The organism is Klebsiella sp. HMSC09D12 (assembly GCF_001808475.1).
GTDB classification, from domain to species: Bacteria; Pseudomonadota; Gammaproteobacteria; order Enterobacterales; family Enterobacteriaceae; genus Klebsiella; species Klebsiella oxytoca.
This window is the reverse complement of the sequence record NZ_KV793483.1, coordinates 230,928-257,465: the sequence shown is the minus strand read 5'-3', so window position 1 is coordinate 257,465 and position 26,538 is coordinate 230,928. Positions and strand designations below refer to the sequence as shown.

Genomic DNA, 26,538 nt, shown 5'->3' with positions numbered 1-26,538 from the left:
GGCATCCGTGATGGAGTTAAAAAAAGTGCCTTACTATAACAAATGCACTACGAACCAGCATCCGACATTGCGTACGACTTTGTTAATGACTTTGTCATACGCAATGAACCGGGCGGCTGGACCAATGCCTTTAGTTGGCGCGAGTTATAAATGATTGCAGCTGAGCTTCGCTTTGCAGGCGCTGTTGGATCGTGCTGGCCTCCGCTTTGCTGCTGAATGGGCCAAGCTGAATACGCCATACCGCGCCGTTTTGCATGACGCGGCCCGGAACGGAAAATTGCTGACTCAGACGCTGCTGGTACTGTTGCGCACGGGACTGGTCGCTGACGGCGCCGACCTGTACGACGAAATCGCCGTTGGCGCTTGCCGCTGCGGCTGGCGTCACTGCTGCGGTCGCGACGGCGGCGGGCGCTACGCTTCCCTGAACAGAACCCGGCGCGGTAACCGGCGCGGTTTGCACCACGGGCTCGCTGCCTTCCAGCACACCGTTATTCAGCGGCGTCGGCGCGCCGAGAAAACCGCCGCTGTTGACCGGTGCGCCGGTGCTATCTTCCGGCTTCAGCGTTGCGTTGCTGATGGCGTGCACGTCAGTTGGCGCGGGTTGCCCCATCGCCGCGCTGCCGTCGCCGTCAAGATTCGGGCGCGCCGGCAGGGCGTAGGTCTGTTTGGCTACCGTCGTACAGGCCATGCCCGGCCCGGAAAGCGAGCCGTCCGGTGCGACGATGATAGGGTCGATACGTACTTTGGTATTATTTGATGTATTCAGACGATCGGCTGAGGCGCGCGACAGTGAGATCACGCGATCGTTACCGTAAGGCCCGCGATCGTTGATGCGCACGACGATCATGCGGCCGTTCGCCAGGTTGGTGATCCGCGCGTAGCTTGGGATCGGCAGCGTAGGATGGGCAGCGGTGAGCTGCGTAGGATCGAACGCTTCTCCCGATGCGGTCAGATTGCTGTTGGGCTCGGCGTCGTAGATAGCGGCGAAACCGGCCTGGGTAAAGTTGGACGGATCCTGAACGATTTTGTAGCTTTTGCCGTCGCGTTCATAATCCTGATTCGCCGTGGCGTTAGGCGTTTCGTACTGCGGATCGGCGCCGCTAATCTCCACCGTTGGGCCATTGCAAACGGCCGGCTGTGGAGTGCTGACCGTTTTCTGTTGAACGTCTTCACCCGAACATGCCGCCAGCAGCCCTGCTGCTATGCAGATCCCCAGCCATTGCTTACGCATCGCGAACCCCTTACACGCTTTTCGACAACATTTTTCTGTGAGTATGGATCGACATGACGATACCAAACCCGGCCATCAATACGATTAGGGCAGAGCCCCCGTAGCTGACCAGCGGCAAAGGTACCCCCACCACCGGTAAAATACCACTTACCATACCAATATTTACGAAGACATAAACGAATAAAATCAACATTAAACCACCGGCCATCACTCGGCCAAAGGTGGTTTGCGCCTGGGCGGCGATCCAGAGTCCGCGCATGATAAGCAGTATATACAGCGCCAGCAGGATCAGTACGCCAATCAGCCCCAGTTCTTCCGCCAGTACCGCAAAGATAAAGTCGGTATGGCGTTCTGGCAGAAACTCCAGCTGCGACTGGGTACCGTGCAGCCAGCCTTTACCGCGCAACCCGCCGGAGCCGATAGCGATCTTTGATTGAATAATGTGGTAACCCGCGCCGAGCGGATCGGTTTCCGGGTCGAGCAGCATCATTACGCGCTGGCGCTGATAGTCATGCATCAGGAAGAACCAGAGGATTGGAATAAAGGCGGCGACCAGCACCACCGCAATACCAATCAGACGCCAGCTCAGGCCAGAGAGAAACAGGACAAACAGACCGGACAGGGCGACCAGAATCGAGGTTCCGAGGTCAGGCTGCGCGGCGACCAGCAGCGTGGGCAGGAAAATCAGCACCAGCGCAATGGCGGTATTTTTCAGCGATGGCGGACACACGTCGCGGTTGATAAAGCGCGCCACCATCAGCGGTACGGCTATTTTAGCGATTTCCGACGGCTGGAAGCGAACGATGCCGAGATCCAGCCAGCGCTGCGCCCCTTTGGAAATGGCGCCGAAGGCATCAACCGCCACCAGCAGAATAATACAGAAAATATAGAGATAGGGCGCCCAGCCTTCATAGACCCGCGGCGGGATTTGCGCCATGACGATCATAATAACAATCCCCATAGCGATCTGGCCGATTTTACGCTCCATCATGCCCATATCCTGACCGCTGGCGCTCCAGATAACCAGCGCGCTGTAGGTCAGCAGCGCCAGCAGGATAAGCAGCATGGTGGGATCGAGGTGGATTTTATCCCATAGCGATTTTTTGTTCGGATTATCAGTCATTATTGATCCTCCCCAGCCGTTACCGCCGGATTTTCAGTCGGCAGATTGGTGTTGTTATCGCCCAGCATTATATGATCGAGAATCTGACGCATAATGGTACCGACTGCCGGACCTGCGCCGCCGTTCTCAAGAATAATGGCTACGGCAACCTGGGGGTTGTTGTAAGGGGCAAACGCCGTCATCAGTTTATGGTCACGCAGGCGTTCGGCGATTCTGTGTGCGTTATAGGTCTCATTGGCTTTCAGGCCAAAGACCTGGGCGGTACCCGACTTGGCCGCGATTTTATAAGGTGCGCTGGCAAAGTATTTATGCGCGGTACCGTTGCCTCGGTTGGCTACGCCATACATCCCGTCTTTAGCGATTTCCCAAAAGCCAGAGTGAATGTCTCCGACCGGCGGTTCATGCGGCTGAACCCAGGGCACCGGTTTACCGTCTTCCACCGTGCTTTGCAGCAGATGCGGTACTTTAACTACTCCGTCGTTAATCAGGATCATCAGCGCCTTGTTCATCTGAATAGGCGTTGCGGTCCAGTAGCCCTGTCCGATCCCGACCGGGATGGTATCGCCCTGGTACCACGGTTTCTTGAAGCGCTTGAGCTTCCATTCGCGAGTCGGCATATTACCGGAGCGCTCTTCCGCCAGGTCAACGCCGGTATAGTGGCCGTAGCCGAATTTACCCATCCACTCAGACAGGCGGTCGATGCCCATATCATAGGCAACCTGATAGAAGTAGGTATCGGCGGACTCTTCCAGCGCTTTGGTGACATTCAGATGGCCGTGGCCCCACTTTTTCCAGTCACGGTAGCGTTTTTCCGAGCCGGGAAGCTGCCACCAGCCGGGGTCAAACAGGCTGGTGTTGCGGGTTATGACCCCGGCGCTGAGCGCTGAGACCGCAACGTATGGCTTAACCGTCGAAGCCGGCGGGTAAACGCCCTGGGTCGCGCGGTTGACCAGCGGCGTATTAGGATCGTTGAGGAGTCCGGAGTAATCCTTGCTGGAAATACCGTCAACGAACAGATTAGGGTCGTAGCTTGGCGTCGAAACCAGCGCGAGGATAGCGCCGGTTCGCGGGTCAGTGACGACGACCGCCGCGCGGCTGCCGGCGAGCAGGGTTTCAATATACTGCTGGAGCTTAAGGTCGAGCGTTAAATAGATATCGCGCCCGGCCTGCGGGGGCACCTCTTTGAGCTGACGAATCACGCGGCCGCGGTTGTTCACTTCAACCTCTTCATAGCCGGTTTGCCCGTGCAGGACATCTTCGTAGTAGCGCTCGATCCCCAGCTTGCCGATATCGTGCGTGGAGGCGTAATTTGCCAGCTTGCCCTCTTTATCCAGGCGATCGACGTCTTTATCGTTAATTTTAGAGACGTAGCCGATAACGTGGGTCAGAGCGGAGTTATAGGGATAGTAGCGGCGCTTATAGCCTTTAACTTCCACCCCGGGAAAGCGGTACTGGTTGACCGCGAAACGGGCAACCTGCACTTCGCTGAGGTTAACTTTGACCGGAATGGAGGTAAAACGATGCGAGCGGGCGCGCTCTTTTTTAAAGTTCGCCACATCGTCATCGGTGAGATCGATAACGTCGCGCAGCGCATCCAGCGTTTGCTGAACGTTGTCGACCTTCTCCGGCATCATCTCCAGCTGGTAAATCGTGCGGTTAAGCGCCAGCGGCGTGCCGTTGCGATCGTAGATAATGCCGCGGCTCGGCGGAATCGGGACCAGTTTAATGCGGTTTTCGTTTGAACGCGTTTGATAGTCGGTATAACGCACAATCTGCACGTTATAAAGGTTGGCGATCAGTACGCCGGTAAGCAGCAAAATCCCCAAAAAAGCGACCAGCGCCCGGCGCACGAACAGCGAGGATTCAGCCGAATAGTCGCGGAAAGAATTCTGTAATTTCATTCGCTGCTTAGTCTACCCTGGTCATCATTACTCACGGTGGTAAGGGTGGTTGGTGGTAATGCTCCACGCCCGATACAGACTCTCGGCCACCAGTACGCGAACCAGCGGGTGAGGTAGGGTGAGCGTTGAGAGCGACCAACTTTGTTCCGCCGCCGCTTTGCAGGCGGGTGAAAGGCCTTCCGGACCGCCGATAAGCAGGCTGACGTCGCGGCCATCCTGTTTCCAGCGTTCCAGTTCGCGCGCCAGCTGCGGCGTATCCCACGGTTTCCCCGGAATATCCAGGGTGACGATGCGGTTTTTGCCTGCTGCCGCCAGCATCATTTCGCCCTCTTTTTCAAGAATGCGTTTGATGTCGGCGTTTTTGCCGCGTTTACCGGCGGGGATTTCCACCAGTTCGAACGGCATATCCTTTGGAAAACGGCGCAGATATTCACTAAAGCCGGTCTGAACCCAGTCCGGCATTTTGGTGCCAACGGCTACCAGGTGCAGCTTCACGCGTTAACTCCAGAGTTTTTCCAGCTCGTACAGACGACGGCTCTCTTCCTGCATGACGTGAACCATAACGTCGCCGAGATCGACCACGATCCAGTCCGCGGCGGCTTCGCCTTCAACGCCCAGCGGCAGCATCCCGGCGGCGCGAGACTCCTGCACGACGTGGTCAGCGATGGACATAACATGGCGCGTGGAAGTGCCTGTGCAGATGACCATGCAATCTGTAATGCTGGATTTGCCATGAACGTCAATGGCAACGATGTCCTGACCTTTCAGGTCATCAATTTTGTCGATAACAAAATCCTGGAGTGCTTTACCCTGCAAGAGTTCCCCCTGGGTGTGTGAAGAGTGAAAAACAATAAACAGCCTGACAGTATACCCGAACTGTTGGCAAAGTCGGGATAAATGTCGATAAACGGGCGGTGAAGGCGGCTATCATCCCATCCATCGCCGATGATTGCATCGCCATTTTTGTAAAACAATTTCTGCAAAGTTCAAATAGCGGATACAGCCTGGCTGCGGAGAATAGCAGCCTGCTTTGCACTGTCAATGGTCTGCGCGCAATTCTTCTTCCGCCAGCCAAACGGCCCGGCTATTTAGCACCCGCAGCGTGGTGAATTCAGGCTGGAGATCGATCAGGCTCCACGCGCCATGCTCGATGGGAAAGTGCCACATCGCCGAAGCCGGCATGTGCAGAAGATGAGCGATTAACACGCTCAGAACCCCCTGGTGACCGACGATCAGCAGATGATTAAGTTCCTGATACTGAGAGAGGGTGGCAGTAAAGCGGCAAACGCGCTCGGAAAAGGCCTGAAAGCCCTCTCCGTTGGTAGGCGCCGCATGCTGCCAGTCGGCGCACCAGGCGGCGTAGTTTTCAGCATCTTCCTGCTGCAAATCGCGATGGTGGCGCATTTCCCAGTCGCCGAAGAACATTTCATTGAGCTCAGCGAAGGTATGACGGGGGATGCTCCGTTCCCCCAGCAGCAGGCTGGCCGTGCGCTGGGTGCGCTCAAGCTCACTACAAAACACGCGCTCAAACGGAACGGCATGCAGACGCTGTCCGAGCGTTTGGGCCTGTCTGATTCCACGTTCCGTTAACGCAGTGGGGGCATGCCCGCTGTAGAGGCCTGCGACGTTGGCCTCGGTTTCGCCATGCCGAACTAACCATAATTTCATGATGACCCTCTCGAAAGGCGTCTCTGAGACCGTCCTGGCTGCCAGGCTAGCAGTAAAGCTTTTGCTGGTGGATATACTCAAGCACGCTTTCCGGCATCATGTCCGCGCAGGACTCGCCTGCTTCCAGACGCTGGCGAATAAGGGTTGCTGAGATATCAAACCACGGCGTTTCGGCCAGGTAGATAACGCCTGCCGGGGCGCTATGCAGCCGCTCGACGTCATGGGTGAGATGCTTGTCCAGCCACTGCTGATCCTGCTCGCACGCCATCGTCAGCGGGTAGCCGGGGCGTCGGCAGACGATCAAATGAACGTTATCAAGGATGCTGGCATAGTCGTGCCAGGAGGTAAAAGTCAGCAGCGAATCCTGGCCTATGATAAACGCCAGCGGCCGTCCCGGCCCCTGCTCCTGGCGCCACTCGCGCAGGGTCTGCGCAGAATAGGACGGCGTATCGCGCCTAAGTTCACGATCGTCGAGGATAAACAGCGGCTTATCGGCGATAGCCAGTTCCAGCATATGCCGTCGCTGGTCGCTGGTCGCTTCGGGCTGCGGGCGATGCGGCGGCACGTTGTTAGGCACAATGGTGACGCGATTGAGGCCGATTTGGTTGGCCAGAATTTCCACCGGTTTGAGGTGACCGTAATGCACCGGATCGAAGGTGCCGCCGTACATCGCCTGTAACTGAGTCATATCAACCATCAATAAAAACGTCTGCCAGCGCTTTATGGCAGAGCAACAAAGAGAGACTTTCCAGCTCGGACCAGACGGAGTGCCCGTAATCCTGCTTAAAGGTGAGCTCGGCGCGGGTCAACAACGTGACGGCCTGGCGCAGCTGGTCGGCGCTCAGGCGGGCCAGCGCGTCGCTGACCAGCTGGCGTCGGTTTTGCCACACCCGATGCTTGTCAAACAGGGTACGCAGCGGCGTATGGGCTGATTGCCGCTTCAGGTTGACCAGCAGCAGCAGTTCACGCTGTAGGGTGCGCAGCAGGATAGCCGGTTCACTGCCTTCCAGCCGCAGCTGTTGCAAAACGTGCAGGACGCGTTTGCTTTTACCCGCCAGCAGCGCATCAACCCAATGATAAGGCGTGAAATGCGCGGCGTCGTTGACTGCCTGCTCAACGCGCGGCAGGGTCAGTTTGCCGTCCGGCCACAGTAGCGCCAGGCGCTCCAGAGCCTGCGCCAGCGCCAGCAGATTGCCTTCATAGCAGTAGCACAGTAGCTGGCTGGCTGCGTCATCAAGCTGCAGATGATGCTGCTTTGCGCGCGCGGCAAGCCAGCGCGGCAGCTGGGCATATTCCGGCGTCTGACAGCTAACCTGAACGGCACGGCTGGCAAGAGCGGCGATCCACGCGGCGTTATCCTGGGCTTTCGTCAGCTTATTGCCGCGCACGATCAGCAGAAGATCGTCATGCAGCATGCTGACAAGCGTGGCGAGCTGTTCGTTGATTGCCACATTGGGGCCGTTCTCCGGCAGGATCAGCAGCAGCGTCTGGCGGCTGGCAAACAGGCTCATCGCCTGACTGAGGGAGAAAAGGGCAGACCAGTCGGTGCTGGCATCAATGCTGGCGGTATGGTGTTCGATAAAGCCCTGGGCGGCAGCGGCTTCGCGGATGGCGTCCTGGCTTTCCTGCAACAGCAGCGGGTCGTTGCCAAGCAGCAGATAGGCCGCGCGCAGCCCTTCAGTGAGCTGCGCGCGGAGCTGTTCCGGGTACAACCGAATCATCAGTTACCCAGCGTGGTGGAGACGCGATTGCCGGAGGTGGAAGCGGCGTTCACCGGCTTCTCATCCTCTTTGGTGGCTTCGACATCCGCAACGTGTACGCTCGGCAGCTTACGGATCAGCTGTTCGGCTGCTTTGTCGTACATTTCCTGAATGATCATGTCCTGCTCGGCATCTTTCGCTAACGCCGCCTGCGGGTTATCGAAGAACGAACGGTAGACTTTGGTCGTGATGGGATAGATATCATGACCAGGGATCAGGACGCTGGCATTCACCGTCATCACCATCTGATATTCAGCAGTACGGCCATCCTGGAAAATAGATGCCGTGTCTTTCTGAATGGACGATGACTCCAGACGCAGGGAAGGGATATCCTTGCGCAGCGTACTGGCATCAACCAGCTCGACGCCGTTCAGGCGCAGCTGATTACGGACAGCGCGACTTAATGGACCATTTGGATCGCCCGACTGGAAGATCATGGTTTTCATTGCGGTCGGAACCTGCGTAGTGCTACGCAGGTGCCAGCCACAACCGGCGGTGATTAACACCGCCAGAGTTAACAACAATGTTGCCAGATATCGCACGCTTCCTCCCGCGCTTAGCCAACGACCAGATTGAGCAGTTTACCCGGAACGTAGATCACTTTACGCACGGTCACACCGTCGAGATATTTCGCGACCAGATGCTCCTGAGCCGCACGCTCGCGCACCTGCTCTTCGGTTGCATCTACCGCAACGGTAATTTTACCACGAACTTTACCATTTACCTGGACGACAACCAGCGTGGTGTCTTCAACCATAGCGCTTTCGTCCGCAACCGGCCACGGCGTGTTGTCAATATCGCCTTCGCCGCCCAGCTCCTGCCACAGGGTAAAGCTCGCGTGCGGGGTGAACGGGTTGAGCATGCGAACGACCGCCAGCAGAGCCTCACGCATCAGCGCGCGATCCTGTTCGCTTTCCTGCGGCGCTTTCGCCAGCTTGTTCATCAGCTCCATAATCGCCGCGATCGCGGTATTGAAGGTCTGACGGCGGCCGATATCATCGGTCACTTTAGCGATCGTTTTGTGTACGTCGCGGCGCAGCGCTTTTTGATCTTCGCTGAGGCTGTCAACGTCCAGCGCGGCAACTTCACCCTGTGTGGTATGCTCGTAAACCAGTTTCCAGACGCGTTTCAGGAAGCGGTTGGCCCCTTCCACGCCGGACTCCTGCCACTCCAGCGTCATGTCAGCCGGCGAGGCGAACATCATAAACAGACGCACGGTGTCGGCGCCGTAACGTTGAACCATGACCTGCGGGTCGATGCCGTTGTTTTTCGACTTGGACATCTTGCTCATGCCGGTATAGACCAGCTCATGGCCTTCAGCATCTCTCGCCTTCGCAATGCGGCCTTTCTCATCGCGCTCAACGATCGCATCAACCGGAGAGACCCAGTTACGCTCGCCGTTCGCGCCAACGTAGTAGAAGGCATCCGCCAGCACCATGCCCTGGCAAAGCAGCTGTTTTGCCGGTTCGTCAGAGTTAACCATGCCCGCGTCGCGCATCAGCTTGTGGAAGAAGCGGAAGTACAGCAGGTGCATGATGGCGTGTTCGATACCGCCGATATAAATATCCACCGGCAGCCAGTAGTTCGCCGCTTCCGGGTCCAGCATGCCCTGGTCGTACTGCGGGCAGGTATAGCGCGCGTAGTACCAGGAGGATTCCATGAAGGTATCAAAGGTATCGGTTTCACGCAGCGCCGGCTGGCCGTTTACGGTGGTTTTCGCCCACTCAGGATCGGCTTTAATGGGGCTGGTGATGCCGTCCATGACCACATCTTCCGGCAGAATTACCGGCAGCTGATCTTCCGGAGTCGGCATTACGGTACCGTCTTCCAGCGTCACCATTGGAATCGGCGCACCCCAGTAGCGCTGACGGGAAACGCCCCAGTCGCGCAGGCGGTAGTTCACTTTACGTTCGCCGACGCCAAGTGAAGCCAGCTTATCGGCGATGGCGTTAAAGCCAGCTTCGTGATCCAGACCATCGAATTCGCCAGAGTTGAACAGCACGCCTTTTTCGGTCAGCGCCTGTTCGGAGAGATCCGGTTCGGAACCGTCGGCGGCCAGAATGACCGGCTTGATCTCCAGACCGTATTTACTGGCAAACTCGTAGTCGCGCTGATCGTGACCCGGAACGGCCATTACCGCGCCGGTGCCATACTCCATCAGGACAAAGTTTGCCGCCCAGACCGGGATCGCTTCACCGGTCAGTGGATGAATCGCTTTATAACCGGTATCGACGCCTTTTTTCTCCATAGTTGCCATTTCGGCTTCGGCAACTTTGGTATTGCGGCATTCGTCGATAAACGTCGCCAGCGCGGGGTTATTGGCTGCTGCCTGCTGCGCCAGCGGGTGACCCGCCGCCACGGCCAGATAGGTACAGCCCATAAAGGTGTCCGGGCGGGTGGTGTAGACGGTCAGCTTGTCGGCGTAGTCGTTAACATCGAAGGAGATTTCGACGCCTTCGGAGCGGCCAATCCAGTTACGCTGCATGGTCTTCACGGTATCCGGCCAGTGATCCAGGTTGTCCAGATCGTTCAGCAGCTCGTCAGCGTAGGCGGTAATTTTAATAAACCACTGCGGGATCTCTTTACGCTCAACTTTGGTATCGCAGCGCCAGCAGCAGCCGTCGATAACCTGCTCGTTCGCCAGAACGGTCTGGTCGTTCGGGCACCAGTTCACCGCGGAGGTTTTTTTGTAGACCAGGCCTTTTTTATACAGCTCGGTGAAGAACTTCTGCTCCCAGCGGTAATATTCCGGGGTGCAGGTCGCCACTTCGCGGCTCCAGTCATAGCCAAAGCCCAGCTTTTTCAGCTGATTCTTCATGTAGGCGATATTGTCGTAGGTCCACGGTGCCGGAGCTGTGTTGTTTTTCACCGCCGCGCCTTCCGCAGGCAGGCCAAACGCATCCCAGCCGATAGGCTGCAGCACGTTCTTGCCTAACATGCGCTGGTAACGGGAAATCACGTCGCCAATGGTGTAGTTGCGCACGTGGCCCATGTGTAGTCGACCAGAAGGATAGGGAAGCATCGACAGGCAGTAATACTTCTCTTTACTCTCGTCTTCGGTAACTTCAAAGGTACGCTTCTCGTCCCAGTGTTGCTGGACTTTTGATTCTATCTCTTCCGGGCGGTATTGCTCTTGCATGGCAGCCAGTGGTCCTGTTTTCAATACAGCTACAAAATGTAGCCAATGGATGTGTTATTTCAGATCGGCATAGCATAGCCCAAACGCCAACGTCAAAACAGCCTTTCACACACTTACCGCGAGGAAAGCGCCAGAGAATATTTCACGACTCTGTGGCATGACGGGCAGAGCTATGCGCAGATAACGTCTATCATTAGAAGAAGTTAACCACACCGGAGGCGAAAAGATGAACAAGGTAGCTCAGTTTTACCGAGAGCTGGTGTCGACGCTCAGCGAGCGGTTACGCAATGGAGAACGCGATATCGATGCGCTGGTGGAGCAGGCCAGGGGAAGGATTAGCCAGTCCGGCGAGTTAACGCAGAGTGAAATCGACAACGTCATTCGCGCCGTCAGACGCGATCTGGAAGAGTTTGCGCTCAGCTATGAAGAGAGCCAGGAGGAGCTCACCGATAGCGTCTTTATGCGCGTGATTAAGGAGAGTCTGTGGCAGGAGCTGGCGGATATCACTGACAAAACCCAGCTTGAGTGGCGCGAAGTCTTCCAGGATCTCAGCCACCACGGCGTTTATCACAGCGGCGAAGTGGTTGGACTCGGCAATCTGGTTTGTGAGAAGTGTCATTATCATCTGCCGGTTTATACGCCGGACGTGCTGCCGCGTTGTCCAAAATGCGGGCACGATCAGTTCCAGCGTCGCCCGTTCGAGCCCTGATCGATCGGGTCTGGTGGATAATTATTGCATCGGGCCCGATTAAAAATGATTAATTGTAAGTTTTTTAGCCAATATAAGTTATATATTGGCTTCCGTTTTAAGAATACGTCGTGCATCTTTTTTATCTCAACTGGTTTGCTACACATTTTTTCACTCAGCTACGGATTATCGTGCAGCCCATCGCAGGTATCACCGCATATTCTATTGACCCAATTAGTTTGCAATAAGATGCTCGATGCACGAGGTGATGATGGCGATCGCGTGCTAAAGATGGATGGGCTTTGCCTGATGCAAGGCGTGGCCTGTTGTGGTTAATTATTGGCGATGCGCCGTTACCAGCGCATCGCTTATTTTTTAACGAATAGTATTTATTTCAGCATATTTATACTGCTGTTGCCCGCCCATTTCAGAGGCATAGTTATGATAAGAGTTAAGGACCAGCTTGTTAGCGGAAATAGAGCCTTTACCGCAGGTTGCCAGATTTAAAAAGCCGCAGCGGTAGCCGCCATTTTTAACAGTCCCTGTGGTCATGGTGAGAGAACCATTGGCTTTGATGGTGTTGTAGTTGGTGATATTAGCGTGATTTAGCGTCCTCAGAGTCAAATCTCCGCTCGCAGAGATTTGCCCTTCATTAAGAATGCCGTTGGCCGCGCTAATAGTGTTACTATAGCCATCGATTGTTGCTCTGTTGCGAACATAATTACTTTCAATATTTAGTGACTTCCCATAAATATAATAAACATTGTCTAAAACATTACTTTTAATCGATAACGAGTTTTGACCAATAATATTACCCTCCTGATCCAAATTTCCGTTAGTGATAATCGTTACATCATTACCGGAAATACTTCCTGTGTTATAAATTAACCCCGAATTGACTTTGTCATCCTTTTTAGATTGCACGGTCAGAGTGGAATGACCCCGGAGCTCACCGGTGACTTTGAGTTTATCGCCGCTGAATGCGACGTTGGTTATATTGCCGCGCATTGAACCCGCGTTGTCAATATTGTTGGCGGAAACCGCTAACTGACCATCGGAAACGGTATTTGAGCCCTTACGGGTGGTGAGATTGCCCCCGCTGGCTACGGATAACAATTGCGTTCCCTTCATCGTGCCGGCGTTAACAAGATCGCCGGTCGCGCTGATGGCAATCTGTTTACTACTGGCAATTGTGCCTTCATTGGTCAGGGTGCCCACACTACTGAGCTGCGTAACGTAAGCAGTACTATTAATTGTACCTGTATTTTTCATATCGCCTAAAGATGCCATTTTAGCCATAAGGCCGTTCGTGTTGATGGAACCTTCATTAACCAGAGAACCATAGCTGGTCATGGCGAGCGCGGCATTTGCGGTAATAGTGCCTTTATTACGCACGCCAAGACCTAAGGTATTACCCACCATGCTAATACTATTGGCCTTGATACCGCCCAGGTTGCTGATATCAATGCTGTATTCTGGAAAGATCATCTGCATAACAGTTGCTGTTTTACCCAGGGAGTTCATTTCCCCGGTCTGGTTATTATACGTAAAATTGCCCGCGCCGACGGCTGCATTGGCGGCGGTCACAGTGCCGTTAATCGCAATAGCATCCGCAAGCAGGGCGGCATAGTTAGTGGATGCGTTCATACCTTTATCACCGATGGTGATTTTCCCTTGCGTGACCGTATAGCTCTCAATTGCGCCGGTATCGCTCAGGTTGACCTGGCCTGTGGTAAGTATTGCGTTGTTGGTGTTGATAAAACTGCACCCGGAGCAGGTGATGCCGTTGGGGTTGGCGATCACGACATCGGCTTTTTGCCCGTTAACTTCGATAAAGCCCTGCAGGTTACTCATTTTATTGGAGGTGACTTCATTCAAAATAACGGAAGCGCTGCCGTTGGTCAGATTATTATTCTTAGCGATACTACCGTGAGTGCTGTGGTTCACGTCGCTGGCGCTGTTGTTTAAAATAGTGCCGTTAGGGCCGACGTTGAATTCGCGATATAAGTTATGCGAGACGCCTGCGGCATTAGGCGCTTCAATATCAATAACATTTGCCCCTGACCTATGCGTATAGCTTGACGGGTCGGCATAAACAACGGATGAGCTTAGCGCTGCCGCCAGCGCAACATAGGAAACCTTGAATTTAAACATGTAATTTATTCCTTTAAATATAAAAAGATGAATCAGTAAATAGCAGTAATGCGCGGATGAAAACTAATACCTCCACTGTAATGAAAAGCCCATATTCATGGCATCGCTATGAAAGTCATCAGGTTTACTGATAGGCGTGCCGATAAAAAAGTCATATTGCGTTGATACTATTTCTCCACGGATCCCGCCGACTGCGCCAGAAAGGCTTTTCCCTTGCTGCGCGCGCTCGTTGCCGATGATTCTGCCGAAATCGAGTCCAAGATATAACTGCCGGTCGGCAGTAGGCATATTCCAGCTAAAATCGTTACGCCAGTACCAGCCCTGATTGGCCGATAGCGTATTTTCGCCGTCAAAACCGCGAATCGTCCAGCGATTGCCGATATTAAACTGGTTGTCCGAAGATAATATATCCGGGCTGAACTGGGCATGGAAACGCGGCATCCAGCTAAATTTATCGCCGGTTGCGGCAAACTGCATTAATGCCTGAATATCGGCATGCACGACGCGCGAATGGCGGCTGTATAAACCGGCTTTTTCCTCTGGCGTAGGCACGGAGCTGAGCCACGGCAGGCTGCGCTGAATACCCACGCTGGCGTCGACAATTTTATTGTTAAAATAGCGCTGGTGGCGCAGGGTAAATTCCCAGACCGGATTCTGTTTGCGCATGACGTAAAGCTCATCGCCGCCAAAAAAGTAGTGTGAACTGCTTTTCGCTATGCGCAGATCGGCGGTCGTTTTTTGCTGTCGGGTGTGTGAAAGCAGGCGGCTAAGGGTCGCGCTGTAATAACGGTTTTTACTTTTATAGTCGATGCTTGACCATCTTCCTTTAAACAGCTGGCGGTACTGGCTGTAGGAGCCGTACATGCTCAATGACCAGTAACCAAAAGGTACGGAGTAGTAAAGGTTGCCGTTATGGTTGCCGTCGTTGTGCTGGTTGAATTCAACGTCGCCGCCTGCCGAGATGGACAGAATATCGTTCAATGAGGATAAATCGTACAGGTACAGCGCGCCGCCGCCCTGATAGCGCCCGCTGGCGCGGCTACCGGCATCATCAAGCCAGGCGCCAACCTGCCACTGTTTATCCGTTACGCGGGCGATTTCGATATCGCTCTCGCCGATATGTTCCCCCGGCCGCAGTTTCATATGGGCGCTGGCGCCAGGCTGGCGTTGCAGGTTAGCCATCCCTTGTTCAAGATCGCTAAGGCGCAGGATCTTACCGGTATGCGTGGGCATCGAGGTCCACAGGTTCGTTGTGGCGCTATTCGGCGCAAAAGCAATATGCCCCGTTTTGCCATAAACAAGCGTTATCTTCAGAATGCCGCCTTCTAATGACTGGGAAGGAACATCGATCAGGGAAGTGATATACCCTTGCGTTATCAGCTCATTTTGCAAAGCGGTCGTCAGCAGACGAATTCCTTCCACACCTAAACAATGGCCAATCGCCTGGGAGGCGATCTTTCCGAGGAGGGTGGTGGTTTTAGCTTTGTCCTCGGAGGCAATATCAACTTGCGTGATATATCTGCAGGTCGCTTCTTCGGGAAATATTAAAGTTTGCGTTTTTACATGGCTACGAGAGGATTGGTATTGCTGCTGATGGGGCATTAATGCGCTTTCACGGGCTTTATCCTGTTCAACCTGGTTTACCGTTGCGGCCTCAATACCCGCGCGGGCAGTAAAACAGGTGAGCAGATTTAAACACAAAATAATGGCCAGGCTGTTGGTATTAGTCCACATGAAGCAATATCCGTTTGTTTCATTGAGTGAGATTATTATTAATAGCTATGCGCGGTCGGAAATAGCCAGCGACGTATAGCAAGTCGATTGAAATATTATTTTTAAATAATTCATACTCCGGGGGGATTATTACGAGAGGCTGTATGCTAACGATGCCGTGGCGGTTTATCCATTCACCGGCCCCTGAATTCTTTGTGAAATATTTACTTCACGTTGTGAAGCTGACGCCTTGAGATGAAGTGATTGAAAGGGGAAGAGCTGCGGGCGCGCACGGTGATATCGTGCGCGCCGCAGAAGTTAGTGCAGAATTTTGGCGAGGAAGTCCTTGGCGCGTTCTGATTGCGGGTTAGCAAAAAACGCGTCTTTATCGGCGTCTTCGACTATTTTACCTTCATCCATAAAGATGACCCGGTTGGCGACCTTACGAGCAAAGCCCATTTCATGGGTAACCACCATCATGGTCATCCCTTCATTCGCCAGTTCAACCATAACGTCCAGCACTTCGTTAATCATCTCAGGGTCAAGCGCGGAAGTGGGTTCATCAAACAGCATGGCGATGGGGTCCATGCACAGCGCGCGAGCGATGGCCACGCGCTGCTGTTGGCCGCCCGAGAGCTGAGCGGGGAATTTTTCAGCATGGGCGGAAAGCCCCACGCGTTCCAGCAGCTTTAGCCCTTTTGCTCGAGAAGCTGCTTTATCGCGATTGAGCACCTTAACCTGCGCCAGGGTGAGGTTATCAATAATCGATAAGTGCGGGAACAGCTCGAAATGCTGGAATACCATCCCGACCCGCGAGCGCAGTTTGGCGAGATTGGTCTTTTTATCGTTGACGGTGGTGCCGTCGACGATGATTTGACCTTGCTGGATGGGCTCCAGGCCGTTGACGGTTTTAATCAGCGTTGATTTACCCGAACCCGAAGGCCCGCAGACCACCACCACTTCGCCTTTTTTCACTTCCGTGGAGCAATCGGTCAGCACCTGAAAGTGACCATACCATTTTGAAACATTTTTCAGGGTAATCATTACACAGTCCTTTTCTTCAACCAGCTGACCAACAGCGATGCGCTGAGGCTAATAACAAAATATACGGCGCCTGCGAACAGCACCATCTCCACCTGGGTTCCGTCACGTTCGCCAATCGTCGAGGCGGTGCGGAAAAAGTCGGCCAGGCTCAGGACATAAACCAGCGAGGTATCCTGGAACAGGACGATGCCCTGAGTCAGCAGCAGCGGTACCATGGCGCGAAACGCCTGCGGCAGGATCACCAGCTTCATAGATTGCCAGTGGGTCATGCCCAGCGCCAGCGCAGCGCTGGACTGGCCGCGGGAGATACTCTGAATACCGGCACGAATGATTTCCGAGTAGTAAGCCGCTTCAAACATGGAAAAGGCGATCATCGCCGAAATCAGCCGGATATCGGTTTTCGGCGACAGGCCAAGCACGTTCTGCAGGAAGCCCGGGACAATCAGATAAAACCACAGCAGTACCATTACCAGCGGAATAGAACGGAAGACGTTAACGTAAGTTTTGGCAAACCACGCCAGCGGCAGGAAACTCGACAGGCGCATCACGGCCAGAATCGTCCCCCAGACAATCCCGATAACAATCGCGGTCACGGTGATTTTTAACGTGATGACCAGTCCAGCCAGCAGGTATGGCATGGAAGGGATAATAGAACTCCAGTCAAAATCGTACATTATTTACCCCCCATATTGCCCGGCAGGCGGACCTTACGTTCGACCACGTACATGATCAGCATGATGACGGCGTTGATAAAGACGTAGGCGAGGGTGATGGCGGTAAACGATTCCCAGGCATGGGCCGAGTAGTCCAGCAGCTTACCCGCCTGCGCGGCCATATCGGCAAGTCCAATGGTGGAAGCGATGGCCGAGTTTTTCACCAGGTTCATCATTTCAGAGGTCATTGGCGGCACGATAACGCGATAGGCGTTGGGCAGCAGCACGTAACGATAGGTTTGCGGGAGCGTCAGCCCCATCGCCAGCCCGGCATTTTTCTGGCCGCGCGGCAGGGACTGGATGCCGGAACGAACCTGTTCGCAGACGCGAGCGGCGGTAAATAATCCCAGACACAGCATCGAAGAAACGAAAAACTGAATATTAGGGTCCAGCTCGGACTTAAACCACATGCCGATATTTTCCGGCAGCAGTTCAGGCACCACCAGATACCAGGTGAAAAACTGCACGATAAGCGGAACGTTACGGAACAGCTCAACGTAACAGGTACCGATAGTCGAGAGTAGACGATTAGGGACGGTACGGAGAATACCGAATAGCGAGCCTACGAAGAAGGCGATAATCCAGGCCGTGACCGACAGCGTAACGGTGACCTGAAAACCACTCCATAGCCAGCCTAAATAGGTAGTATTGCCGAACGGGGCCTGTTGCAGGAATATCCCCCAGTTCCAGTCTATTGACATACATGACTCCTGGAAAAAAAAGGGTAGCAGCGCTACCCTCGAAGATTGTTGCTCAGCCTGTTTCGGTATTCGCGGCCGCTGGGGAACGACCAGCCGCCGTATAGTCTGTCCGCGCCGTAGCAACAATCGGGAGGGCAGGAGTTCCTGCCCCTTGTTTTTTTAATTAGTTAAGAGCTTTGTCGTTAGGTGATTTGAACAGCGCTTTCATTTCGTCAGAAAGTTCAAAATTCATATTCAGGTTTTTTGGCGGAATAGGATTTTTAAACCACTTGTCGAACCATTTTTCGGCTTCACCGGAGGTCTGCGCCTGGGCTACCGTCTCATCAACCAGCGTTTTGAACTGCGGATCGTCTTTACGCAGCATACAGCCGTAAGCTTCCTGAGATTGCGCCGTGCCGACGATCTCCCAATTATCCGGCTTCTTCGCCTTCGCCCGTTCGCCCGCCAGCAGCGCGTCATCCATCATAAAGGCCACCGCGCGTCCGCTTTCCAGGGTACGGAAAGAGTCGCCGTGATCTTTAGCACTGATAATGCGCATGTTCATTTTTTTCTCGTCATTCAGCTTATGCAGCAGAATTTCGGAGGTAGTTCCGGAGGTGACGACGACGGCTTTATCCTTCAGGTCCGGAAAGTCCTTAATCGCGCCGCCTTTTTTCACCAGCAGACGGGTACCGACAACGAAAATGGTGTCGGAGAAGGCCGCCTGTTTCTGACGTTCAAGGTTGTTGGTGGTGGAACCGCATTCGAAATCATAGGTACCGTTTTGCAGCAGCGGGATACGGTTTTGAGACGTAACCGGGATCAGCTTCACCTGCAGATCCGGTTTGTTCAGCTTTTTCTTGATGGCATCAACGATCGCATTTGAGTAGTCCTGGGAGTAGCCTACGACCTGCTGCTTGTTGTCATAGTAAGAAAATGGAACGGATGATTCACGGTGACCAACGACGATGACGCCGTTTTTGGCAATTTTATCCAGAGTGCTCTGGCCGGTGGTTGCTGCTGCGTCTTCTGCCTGCGCCGCGCCGGCGGTCAGTCCCATGACCAGCATCGCTGCGGCCAGTTTACGTAATTGCATATCCGACTCCTTATCCTCAGCGTCGTTAAACGCTATTGATACCCATTGTGAATGTGTGTGCTTTTTATGGCTGCCGTCTTTGCGTGCAGCATTTGTATGTGTTTGTTAGCATTTAGTTTGGCTTAATGTAAAGATTTTGCTGCTATATTGTTGGTTTTTGCGAGGCGCACCGCACCATTTAAAGGCAAAAATCCCCCATTGCACCAAAATAGCGCTGCCTGATGATCTGTGGTGGTGCAACCGGGTTGTACCCCTCAGGATCGCGTTGCTACAGGAATTTATTAAGCAATGGCCGTGCCAATATGCAACGAAAGGAAGAGATGATCGCGGCGACGAAAGCCGCCGCGGTAGAAGAGAAAGGAGGAATTATTGACGGCGCTGGCGCAGACTCATCAGCAGGGCGCCAAAACCGAACAGGATGGTTAACGCCCACAGCGGCCAGTTTCCCGTACGAGCGTACGGCGTCAGTCCTGTCGTTGGGGTCACTTTGCTGGTTAACACGGCGCGGGTGAACTGCGGGATCATTGCCTGAATTTCACCGCGCGGGCCGATGACCGCGGTTATGCCGTTATTGGTGCTACGCAGTAGCGGACGGGCCAGCTCCAGCGCGCGCATACGCGCCATCTGGAAATGCTGCCACGGGCCGATAGATTTGCCGAACCACGCGTCGTTAGAGATGGTTAGCAGAAAATCCGTGTCCGGGCGGAAGTTATCCCGCACCTGCTCGCCAAGGATGATCTCGTAGCAGATAGCCGCCGTCAGTCGCATGTTATGCGCCACCAGCTGCGGCTGTACGTACGGACCGCGGCTGAAAGAGGACATTGGCAGATCAAAGAATGGCGCCAGCGGACGCAGAATCGATTCCAGCGGCACAAACTCGCCAAACGGCACCAGATGGTTCTTGTTGTAGCGATTCTTTGAGTCGTAGCTGTACGGGTTATCTTTGCCCAGCGTAATAATGGTGTTGTAAGTATCGTAGCGATTACGCGCGTTCAGGCGCGCGTCGACGATGCCGGTAATCAGCGAGCTGTTTTTCGACCGCATCAGGTCATCCATCATACTGAGGAAGCGCTGCTGATTAATTTCCAGATCCGGTATCGCCGACTCCGGCCAGACGATCAGCTGCGATTTGCCCATATGCGGCTGGGTGAGATCCAGATAGGTTTTCAGGGTATTGAGTAGCTGATCCTGGTCCCATTTCATCGCCTGGGGGATATCTCCCTGTACCAGCGAAACCGTGGTCGCGCGCTCCGGCAGCAGCTGATACCACTGAATATAGCGCAGCGGGAAGGGCAGGGCGAACAGCACGACGGCAGCGACCAGCGGCTTCCAGCTGCGCTGCACGATAGCCAGTATCAGCAAACCGCTGACGATCATCAGCAGGAAGTTAATCGCCTCGACGCCCATAACGGGCGCCAGCCCTTTGAACGGACCGTCGATCTGGCTGTAGCCAAACTGTAACCACGGAAAGCCGGTCAGCACCCAGCCGCGCAGAAACTCGGTAACCTGCCATATCACCGGGGCGGCGATGGCAACGCGTACCCAGCTGGTTTTTGGCCACAGGCGCGAAAGAATACCGGCAAATAATCCGGTGTACAGAGAGAGATAGGCGGCAAGCAGAACGACCAGGAAAACGTTGACCGGCCCGGGCATACCGCCGAACTGCGCGATACTCACGTAGACCCAGTTAATACCGGAGCCGAACAGCCCTAAGCCCCAGAAATAGCCGATCGCGGCGCTTTGCACAGGACGGCGGTTGAGGGTTAAGCCCTGCAGGCCGATTAATGAAATAATCGCCGCCGGCCAGATGTCATAAGGTGAAAAAGCCAGCGTTCCGCTGGCTCCGAATAAAAGCGCCAGCAGCAGGCGTACGCGCTGGCGTTCAATGAGAGAGGCAAATACCATTTAGGTTAATCGTCCCGTTGGATTAGTCTTCCAGCTTCGGCTGCGGGGCATCATCAGGAAGCTTTACGTGTACCTGAATAATACGTCGACTGTCGGCCATTGCGACCTTGAATTGGTAACCATCAATGTCGATAGACTCGCCGCGGGCAGGCAGATGACCAAAGGCCTGCATCACCAGACCACCGATGGTATCAACCTCTTCATCGCTGAAGTGGGTGCTGAAGGCTTCGTTGAAGTCTTCGATTGAGGCCAGCGCGCGTACCGTCCACGTATGGCGGCTCAACTGACGGAAATCGATATCTTCTTCTTCGTCATATTCGTCTTCTATCTCACCGACGATCAGCTCAAGGATATCTTCAATGGTCACCAGACCCGAGACGCCGCCAAACTCATCGATAACGATAGCCATATGATAACGCTGGGAGCGGAACTCCTTCAGCATGCGGTCAACCCGCTTGCTTTCGGGCACGACAACCGCCGGGCGCAACACTTTTTCCATGCTGAAGGCTTCAGCATCGCTGCGCATAAACGGCAGCAGATCTTTGGCCATCAGAATCCCTTCGATGTGATCTTTGTCTTCGCTGATCACCGGGAAACGCGAGTGGGCGGATTCGATGATCACATCGAGGCACTCGTCCAGCGTCTGGTTGCGTTTCAGGGTAATCATCTGCGAGCGGGGGATCATGATGTCGCGGACGCGCTGGTCGGCGATATCCATTACCCCTTCGAGCATATCGCGCGTATCTTCGTCGATAAGGTCGTTTTGCCCGGAATCACGGATCAGCGCCAGCAGTTCATCACGGTTTTTCGGTTCCCCGTGAAAAAGCTGGCTGAGTAACAGGGAGAAGAATCCCTTTTTGCTGTTTACTGTGTCGCTACTGTGTGAATTGTCGTCGCTCATGGCGTCGTATGGGTTCTCATGTTGGTTAAATAGTCGCTCGTCACGCGTATACTCAGCGCCCGGCATAGCGGCCAGTCGCCGGCAAAGCCGGCAACAGGTTATTCCTTCTCGGCAATGTACGGATCCTCATAGCCCAGAGCAAGCATTATCTCCGTTTCGAGGGATTCCATCTCTTCCGCTTCTTCATCAATAATATGGTCATAGCCCAAAAGATGCAGGCTACCGTGGACGACCATATGCGCCCAGTGCGCCTCCAGCGGTTTACCTTGCTCTTGCGCTTCCTGCTCGACCACCTGACGACAGATGACCAGATCGCCAAGCAGCGGCATTTCGATGCCGGGCGGCGCTTCGAAGGGGAAAGAGAGCACGTTAGTCGGTTTATCTTTCCCACGATAGGTCAGGTTCAGCTCGTGGCTTTCCGCTTCATCAACCAGCCGAATCGTGAGTTCCGACTCCTCCTGGAACTGCGGAATAACGCTATCGACCCAGCGCTGAAACAAGGCTTCATCCGGCATTCCGCTGTTATCTTCGCAAGCCAGCTGTAAATCGAGAATGACCTGACTCATTTATGCTCCTGTTCCTGGGCTTCGCGTTTGCGCTCGGCGGCCAGCTCTGCTTTACGTTTCTGGTCTGCTTCTTCCCAGGCTTCATAGGCGTTAACGATACGGGCAACCACCGGATGGCGCACCACGTCTTCGCTATGGAAGAAGTTGAAGCTAATCTCATCGACTTCTGCCAGCACTTCAATTGCGTGGCGCAGGCCCGATTTGGTGCTGCGCGGCAGGTCAATCTGTGTGACGTCGCCGGTAATGACCGCCTTAGAGTTAAAGCCGATACGAGTCAGGAACATTTTCATCTGTTCGATGGTGGTGTTCTGGCTTTCATCAAGAATGATGAACGCATCGTTCAGCGTACGGCCGCGCATATAGGCCAGCGGCGCGACTTCAATCACGTTGCGCTCAATCAGCTTTTCAACTTTCTCGAAGCCGAGCATCTCAAACAGCGCGTCGTACAGCGGCCGCAGGTACGGGTCCACTTTCTGGCTCAGATCGCCGGGCAGGAAGCCCAGTTTTTCGCCGGCCTCAACCGCCGGACGGGTCAGAAGAATACGGCGGATCTCCTGGCGCTCCAGCGCGTCTACCGCTGCGGCGACCGCCAGGTAGGTTTTCCCGGTCCCGGCAGGGCCGACGCCGAAGGTAATATCATGGTCAAGAATATTGGCGATGTACTGCGCCTGATTCGGCGTACGCGGCTTAATCACGCCACGCTTGGTTTTGATATTCACGGCCTTGCCGTAATCCGGCACGCTTTCGGCGCTCTGCTCCAGCACGCGGGCTTCTTTGATCGCCAGATGAATTTGTTCCGGTTCAATATCCTGAATTTCGCCGCGCATCGGTGCGGTATCAACGTACAGACTGCGCAGGATATCCGCCGCTGCGGTGACGCAAATCGGCCGGCCGGTCAGTTTAAAGTGGTTGTCACGACGGTTAATCTCGATGCCGAGACGGCGTTCCAGCTGTTTAATGTTGTCATCAAACGGGCCGCACAGGCTCAGCAGACGGGCGTTGTCCGCGGGCTCAAGGGTGATTTCGCGAGTGTCTGTATTCAAACTGTTCCTCTTATACATTGATAGCCGGAGGGTAGCCGGTCAGGAAATTATTCACGTCATCGGAATATGGCGCAAGCATCGCTGTAGATATTGGGTTCAGGAGAGGAAATACAAGGCCTGCCGGAGCGGCAGGCCTGAACGGATTATGGCTGGTAGATGCCGACGCCCAAATCGTTTTCTTTACGGGTACGGGCAATCACCGACTCCGGGGTTTCCGCGATACGCAGACCCATTTCGTCCTCGGTGCGCACCACTTTACCGCGCAGGGAGTTTGTCCAGACGTCGGTGATCTCGACATCAACAAACTTACCGATCATCTCAGGCGAGCCTTCGAAGTTCACCACGCGGTTATTCTCGGTGCGGCCAGACAGCTCCATGATGCTCTTGCGTGAGGTGCCTTCCACCAGAATGCGCTGCACGGTGCCGAGCATACGGCGGCTCCAGGCCATCGCCTGCTGGTTGATGCGCTCCTGCAGAATATACAGACGCTGCTTCTTATCCTCTTCCGGTACATCGTCGACCATATCGGCCGCCGGCGTTCCCGGACGCGCGGAGAAGATGAAGCTGTAGCTCATGTCGAAATTCACATCGGCAATCAGCTTCATGGTCTGCTCGAAATCCTGGGTGGTTTCGCCAGGGAAGCCGACGATGAAGTCGGAGCTGATCTGAATATCCGGACGCGCCGCGCGCAGTTTACGGATAATCGCTTTATATTCCAGCGCCGTGTGGGTTCTGCCCATCAGGTTCAGCACGCGGTCGGAACCGCTCTGTACCGGCAGGTGCAGGAAGCTGACCAGCTCCGGCGTATCGCGGTAAACCTCGATGATATCGTCGGTGAACTCGATGGGGTGGCTGGTGGTAAAGCGGATCCGGTCGATACCGTCGATCGCCGCAACCAGACGCAGGAGATCGGCAAAGCTACCGGTGGTGCCGTCGTAGTTTTCCCCGCGCCAGGCGTTCACGTTCTGCCCGAGCAGGTTGACTTCACGTACGCCCTGAGCCGCAAGCTGGGCGATTTCAAACAGGATATCGTCGCTTGGGCGGCTCACTTCCTCACCGCGGGTGTAAGGCACCACGCAGTAGGTGCAGTACTTATTGCAGCCTTCCATGATGGAAACAAAGGCGCTTGGGCCTTCGGCGCGCGGTTCCGGCAGGCGGTCGAACTTTTCGATTTCCGGGAAGCTGATATCGACGACCGGGCTGCGGTTGCCTCGTACCGAGTTGATCATTTCCGGCAGACGGTGCAGGGTCTGCGGCCCAAAAATAATATCGACATAGTGGGCGCGCTGGCGAATATGATCGCCTTCCTGAGAAGCCACGCAGCCGCCAACGCCAATGATCAGGTTGGGGTTCTTCTCTTTTAACAGCTTCCAGCGTCCTAGCTGATGGAAAACTTTTTCCTGAGCCTTCTCACGGATTGAGCAGGTATTGAGCAGCAGCACATCCGCTTCTTCCGCCACTTCGGTGAGTTGATACCCGTGGGTGGCATCCAGCAGATCGGCCATCTTTGATGAATCGTATTCGTTCATCTGACAGCCCCAGGTTTTAATATGGAGTTTTTTTGTCATCGACTTGCTCATGCTTAATTAGGTATACCCAAAGTCAGCGTCTTCACCGGATGTTGCTCTGCAATGTGAAGGGTGACGGATATAAAGCCAGGATTGCAGGGCGCGTATTGTAATGCTTTGACCGCGCCCTGACCAGTACGACCGTAATCACCGCAAGCCGAATAAAAATCCGGTAAACTGAGGAGATTCGGGTTTAAGGATAATAGCCATGACAATTCATGCAACAGATGTCGTTATCGTTGGCGGCGGGATGGTCGGCGGCGCCCTGGCGCTAGGCCTGGCGCAGCAGGGCTTTACGGTGACGGTCATTGAAAAAAACGCGCCGCCGGCTTTTGACGCTTCTTCCACGCCTGACGTGCGTATTTCGGCGATCGGCGCCTCATCGGTAGGGCTGCTGAGAGGCCTGGGGGTCTGGGATAGCGTGCGGTCCATGCGCGCCCATGCCTATCGCCAGCTCGAGACCTGGGAGTGGGAAAGCGCGCATGTGGTGTTTAACGCCGCGGAGCTGAAGCTGCCGGAACTGGGCTATATGGTAGAGAATAACGTCCTGCAGCGTGCCCTATGGCAGGCGCTGGAGACCCACGAGAACATCACCCTGCGGGTGGGCACATCGCTTCAGGAGATGCGTCGCGCAGAGACGCACGCTTCGGTCACGCTGACCGATGGCAGCCAGCTTGATGCGCGGCTGTTGGTGGGCGCGGACGGCGCCAGTTCACAGGTGCGGCAGCTAGCAGGAATCGGTATCCATGCCTGGCAGTACCAACAATCCTGTATGTTGATCAGCGTGCAGTGCGCGGAGGATCCCGGCGATAGTACCTGGCAGCAGTTTACCCCTGCGGGGCCACGGGCGTTTTTACCGCTGTTCGATCATTGGGCTTCGCTGGTGTGGTACGACACGCCGGCGAGGATTCGCCAGCTGCAGGGCATGAGCATGGCTCAGCTACAGCAGGAAATTAATCACCACTTCCCGGCGCGGCTGGGAGAGATGACGCCGCTAAGCGCGGGCGCGTTTCCGTTGACCCGTCGCCATGCATTGCAGTATGTCAAACCTGGGCTGGCGCTGGTGGGCGATGCTGCGCACACCATTCATCCGCTGGCGGGGCAGGGGGTCAATCTGGGCTATCGCGATGTCGATGCGCTGCTGGATGTCCTGGCCAGGGCAAAAGCCCACGGCGAAGAGTGGGCCAGCCTACCGGTGCTCAAGCGCTACCAGACGCGCCGTCAGGCGGACAACTTTATTATGCAGTCGGGGATGGATCTGTTTTACGCCGGATTTAGCAACGATTTGCCACCGGTGCGGATACTGAGAAATATTGGGCTGATGGCGGCCGAGCGCGCTGGCGGACTGAAGCGTCAGGCGTTGAAATACGCGTTGGGGTTGTAACGTTAAGCGGCCCGGCTGCCGTAGATGCGGCCGGGTCGGGAAGTTCCGCCGGTATCGCCGAAATACCAGAACGCAAAAAGCTCGCCGAAGCGAGCTTTTTGCTATTTATTGGCTGGGGTACGAGGATTCGAACCTCGGAATGCCGGAATCAGAATCCGGTGCCTTACCGCTTGGCGATACCCCAATTTCTTTCTGGATTTATCGAACTGAATCAATAATTCCTTGATATGGTGGCTACGACGGGATTCGAACCTGTGACCC

The 26,538-nt window shown here is 54.8% G+C and carries 23 protein-coding genes and 1 tRNA gene; 2 read left to right on the top strand and 22 right to left on the bottom strand.

From position 1 onward, the window contains the following. Nucleotides 1-130: 130 nt before the first annotated feature. From rlpA to leuS, 10 genes are all read right to left on the bottom strand, one after another. A complete protein-coding gene (gene rlpA / locus HMPREF3178_RS16255; RefSeq protein ID WP_004100155.1) occupies nt 131-1,231 on the bottom strand; it encodes an endolytic peptidoglycan transglycosylase RlpA in 1,101 nt (366 codons plus the stop codon). Between the two features lie 10 nt (nt 1,232-1,241). Then, entirely contained in the window at nt 1,242-2,354 is a 1,113-nt protein-coding gene (gene mrdB / locus HMPREF3178_RS16250; protein ID WP_004100156.1) for a peptidoglycan glycosyltransferase MrdB, read from the bottom strand. Next, the gene (gene mrdA / locus HMPREF3178_RS16245) at nt 2,354-4,255 is read right to left on the bottom strand and encodes a peptidoglycan DD-transpeptidase MrdA (RefSeq protein ID WP_004100158.1); all 1,902 of its coding nucleotides are present in this window, start codon (nt 4,253-4,255) and stop codon (nt 2,354-2,356) included. The genes mrdB and mrdA overlap by 1 nt, the downstream gene beginning before the upstream one ends. 27 nt (nt 4,256-4,282) lie before the next feature. After that, a complete protein-coding gene (rlmH, locus tag HMPREF3178_RS16240) occupies nt 4,283-4,750 on the bottom strand; it encodes a 23S rRNA (pseudouridine(1915)-N(3))-methyltransferase RlmH (protein ID WP_004100160.1) in 468 nt (155 codons plus the stop codon). A gap of 3 nt (nt 4,751-4,753) precedes the next feature. Then, nucleotides 4,754-5,071: a ribosome silencing factor gene (gene rsfS, locus HMPREF3178_RS16235; protein ID WP_004100162.1), complete on the bottom strand. Its 318-nt coding sequence runs from the start codon at nt 5,069-5,071 to the stop codon at nt 4,754-4,756. 222 nt (nt 5,072-5,293) lie between these two features. Continuing rightward, complete coding sequence (locus HMPREF3178_RS16230; protein WP_017146357.1) at nt 5,294-5,923, bottom strand: adenosylcobalamin/alpha-ribazole phosphatase; 630 nt, start codon at nt 5,921-5,923, stop codon at nt 5,294-5,296. Nucleotides 5,924-5,969: 46 nt separating this feature from the next. Further along, entirely contained in the window at nt 5,970-6,620 is a 651-nt protein-coding gene (nadD, locus tag HMPREF3178_RS16225) for a nicotinate-nucleotide adenylyltransferase (protein WP_004111375.1), read from the bottom strand. Next, nucleotides 6,613-7,644 carry a DNA polymerase III subunit delta gene (holA, locus tag HMPREF3178_RS16220; RefSeq protein ID WP_017146356.1) on the bottom strand — a complete coding sequence of 344 codons (1,032 nt, stop codon included), beginning with the start codon at nt 7,642-7,644 and terminating at the stop codon, nt 6,613-6,615. The genes nadD and holA overlap by 8 nt, the downstream gene beginning before the upstream one ends. Further along, a complete protein-coding gene (lptE, locus tag HMPREF3178_RS16215) occupies nt 7,644-8,225 on the bottom strand; it encodes an LPS assembly lipoprotein LptE (protein WP_004100169.1) in 582 nt (193 codons plus the stop codon). Before lptE ends, holA begins: the two co-directional genes overlap by 1 nt. Before the next feature lie 14 nt (nt 8,226-8,239). Further along, on the bottom strand, nt 8,240-10,822 hold the full coding sequence (gene leuS / locus HMPREF3178_RS16210; RefSeq protein ID WP_017146355.1) for a leucine--tRNA ligase: 2,583 nt from the start codon (nt 10,820-10,822) through the stop codon (nt 8,240-8,242). 226 nt (nt 10,823-11,048) lie between these two features. Between leuS and HMPREF3178_RS16205 the strand changes: the two genes are divergently transcribed. Continuing rightward, nucleotides 11,049-11,531 (top strand): zinc ribbon-containing protein, encoded by a 483-nt coding sequence (locus HMPREF3178_RS16205; RefSeq protein ID WP_017146354.1) that lies wholly within the window; start codon nt 11,049-11,051, stop codon nt 11,529-11,531. A 354-nt stretch (nt 11,532-11,885) separates the two neighbouring features. Here HMPREF3178_RS16205 and HMPREF3178_RS16200 read toward each other — a convergent pair whose 3' ends face one another. The 11 genes from HMPREF3178_RS16200 to miaB all read right to left on the bottom strand — a co-directional run bounded on the left by HMPREF3178_RS16200 (nt 11,886) and on the right by miaB (nt 24,893). Further along, the gene (locus tag HMPREF3178_RS16200) at nt 11,886-13,664 is read right to left on the bottom strand and encodes a filamentous hemagglutinin N-terminal domain-containing protein (RefSeq protein ID WP_017146353.1); all 1,779 of its coding nucleotides are present in this window, start codon (nt 13,662-13,664) and stop codon (nt 11,886-11,888) included. A gap of 63 nt (nt 13,665-13,727) precedes the next feature. Continuing rightward, nucleotides 13,728-15,398, bottom strand: a complete 1,671-nt coding sequence (locus HMPREF3178_RS16195) for a ShlB/FhaC/HecB family hemolysin secretion/activation protein (RefSeq protein WP_017146352.1) — start codon at nt 15,396-15,398, stop codon at nt 13,728-13,730. A 297-nt stretch (nt 15,399-15,695) separates the two neighbouring features. Further along, the gene (locus HMPREF3178_RS16190; protein ID WP_017146351.1) at nt 15,696-16,421 is read right to left on the bottom strand and encodes an amino acid ABC transporter ATP-binding protein; all 726 of its coding nucleotides are present in this window, start codon (nt 16,419-16,421) and stop codon (nt 15,696-15,698) included. Then, nucleotides 16,421-17,095 carry a glutamate/aspartate ABC transporter permease GltK gene (gene gltK, locus HMPREF3178_RS16185; protein ID WP_004100190.1) on the bottom strand — a complete coding sequence of 225 codons (675 nt, stop codon included), beginning with the start codon at nt 17,093-17,095 and terminating at the stop codon, nt 16,421-16,423. The genes HMPREF3178_RS16190 and gltK overlap by 1 nt, the downstream gene beginning before the upstream one ends. Then, nucleotides 17,095-17,835 (bottom strand): amino acid ABC transporter permease, encoded by a 741-nt coding sequence (locus HMPREF3178_RS16180; protein WP_004111387.1) that lies wholly within the window; start codon nt 17,833-17,835, stop codon nt 17,095-17,097. The genes gltK and HMPREF3178_RS16180 overlap by 1 nt, the downstream gene beginning before the upstream one ends. A gap of 163 nt (nt 17,836-17,998) precedes the next feature. Then, nucleotides 17,999-18,910 (bottom strand): amino acid ABC transporter substrate-binding protein, encoded by a 912-nt coding sequence (locus HMPREF3178_RS16175; protein WP_004100196.1) that lies wholly within the window; start codon nt 18,908-18,910, stop codon nt 17,999-18,001. A gap of 366 nt (nt 18,911-19,276) precedes the next feature. Next, complete coding sequence (lnt, locus tag HMPREF3178_RS16170) at nt 19,277-20,815, bottom strand: apolipoprotein N-acyltransferase (RefSeq protein WP_017146350.1); 1,539 nt, start codon at nt 20,813-20,815, stop codon at nt 19,277-19,279. 22 nt (nt 20,816-20,837) lie between these two features. Continuing rightward, nucleotides 20,838-21,716, bottom strand: coding sequence for a CNNM family magnesium/cobalt transport protein CorC (gene corC / locus HMPREF3178_RS16165; protein WP_017146349.1), 879 nt, complete (start codon nt 21,714-21,716; stop codon nt 20,838-20,840). A gap of 98 nt (nt 21,717-21,814) precedes the next feature. After that, on the bottom strand, nt 21,815-22,282 hold the full coding sequence (gene ybeY / locus HMPREF3178_RS16160; protein WP_004100202.1) for an rRNA maturation RNase YbeY: 468 nt from the start codon (nt 22,280-22,282) through the stop codon (nt 21,815-21,817). After that, nucleotides 22,279-23,325 carry a PhoH family protein gene (locus tag HMPREF3178_RS16155; protein ID WP_004100205.1) on the bottom strand — a complete coding sequence of 349 codons (1,047 nt, stop codon included), beginning with the start codon at nt 23,323-23,325 and terminating at the stop codon, nt 22,279-22,281. Before HMPREF3178_RS16155 ends, ybeY begins: the two co-directional genes overlap by 4 nt. A 143-nt stretch (nt 23,326-23,468) precedes the next feature. Beyond that, nucleotides 23,469-24,893 carry a tRNA (N6-isopentenyl adenosine(37)-C2)-methylthiotransferase MiaB gene (gene miaB, locus HMPREF3178_RS16150; RefSeq protein WP_004111391.1) on the bottom strand — a complete coding sequence of 475 codons (1,425 nt, stop codon included), beginning with the start codon at nt 24,891-24,893 and terminating at the stop codon, nt 23,469-23,471. A 208-nt stretch (nt 24,894-25,101) separates the two neighbouring features. Here miaB and ubiF point away from each other — a divergent pair, with 208 nt between their 5' ends. Further along, the gene (gene ubiF / locus HMPREF3178_RS16145; protein ID WP_017146348.1) at nt 25,102-26,277 is read left to right on the top strand and encodes a 3-demethoxyubiquinol 3-hydroxylase; all 1,176 of its coding nucleotides are present in this window, start codon (nt 25,102-25,104) and stop codon (nt 26,275-26,277) included. A gap of 109 nt (nt 26,278-26,386) precedes the next feature. Here the strand turns inward: ubiF and HMPREF3178_RS16140 are convergent. Further along, nucleotides 26,387-26,461: transfer RNA gene (locus HMPREF3178_RS16140), tRNA-Gln, on the bottom strand. Between the last annotated feature and the right edge of the window lie 77 nt (nt 26,462-26,538).

Excerpts from the sequence above, each read along its gene's own strand:
- rlpA (WP_004100155.1), bottom strand. The coding sequence starts at position 1,231 with ATGCGTAAGCAATGGCTGGGGATCTGCATAGCAGCAGGGCTGCTGGCG.
- mrdB (WP_004100156.1), bottom strand. The coding sequence starts at position 2,354 with ATGACTGATAATCCGAACAAAAAATCGCTATGGGATAAAATCCACCTC.
- mrdA (WP_004100158.1), bottom strand. The coding sequence starts at position 4,255 with ATGAAATTACAGAATTCTTTCCGCGACTATTCGGCTGAATCCTCGCTG.
- HMPREF3178_RS16230 (WP_017146357.1), bottom strand. The coding sequence starts at position 5,923 with ATGAAATTATGGTTAGTTCGGCATGGCGAAACCGAGGCCAACGTCGCA.
- nadD (WP_004111375.1), bottom strand. The coding sequence starts at position 6,620 with ATGGTTGATATGACTCAGTTACAGGCGATGTACGGCGGCACCTTCGAT.
- holA (WP_017146356.1), bottom strand. The coding sequence starts at position 7,644 with ATGATTCGGTTGTACCCGGAACAGCTCCGCGCGCAGCTCACTGAAGGG.
- leuS (WP_017146355.1), bottom strand. The coding sequence starts at position 10,822 with ATGCAAGAGCAATACCGCCCGGAAGAGATAGAATCAAAAGTCCAGCAA.
- HMPREF3178_RS16205 (WP_017146354.1), top strand. The coding sequence starts at position 11,049 with ATGAACAAGGTAGCTCAGTTTTACCGAGAGCTGGTGTCGACGCTCAGC.
- HMPREF3178_RS16200 (WP_017146353.1), bottom strand. The coding sequence starts at position 13,664 with ATGTTTAAATTCAAGGTTTCCTATGTTGCGCTGGCGGCAGCGCTAAGC.
- HMPREF3178_RS16195 (WP_017146352.1), bottom strand. The coding sequence starts at position 15,398 with ATGTGGACTAATACCAACAGCCTGGCCATTATTTTGTGTTTAAATCTG.
- HMPREF3178_RS16190 (WP_017146351.1), bottom strand. The coding sequence starts at position 16,421 with ATGATTACCCTGAAAAATGTTTCAAAATGGTATGGTCACTTTCAGGTG.
- gltK (WP_004100190.1), bottom strand. The coding sequence starts at position 17,095 with ATGTACGATTTTGACTGGAGTTCTATTATCCCTTCCATGCCATACCTG.
- HMPREF3178_RS16180 (WP_004111387.1), bottom strand. The coding sequence starts at position 17,835 with ATGTCAATAGACTGGAACTGGGGGATATTCCTGCAACAGGCCCCGTTC.
- HMPREF3178_RS16175 (WP_004100196.1), bottom strand. The coding sequence starts at position 18,910 with ATGCAATTACGTAAACTGGCCGCAGCGATGCTGGTCATGGGACTGACC.
- lnt (WP_017146350.1), bottom strand. The coding sequence starts at position 20,815 with ATGGTATTTGCCTCTCTCATTGAACGCCAGCGCGTACGCCTGCTGCTG.
- corC (WP_017146349.1), bottom strand. The coding sequence starts at position 21,716 with ATGAGCGACGACAATTCACACAGTAGCGACACAGTAAACAGCAAAAAG.
- ybeY (WP_004100202.1), bottom strand. The coding sequence starts at position 22,282 with ATGAGTCAGGTCATTCTCGATTTACAGCTGGCTTGCGAAGATAACAGC.
- miaB (WP_004111391.1), bottom strand. The coding sequence starts at position 24,893 with ATGACAAAAAAACTCCATATTAAAACCTGGGGCTGTCAGATGAACGAA.
- ubiF (WP_017146348.1), top strand. The coding sequence starts at position 25,102 with ATGACAATTCATGCAACAGATGTCGTTATCGTTGGCGGCGGGATGGTC.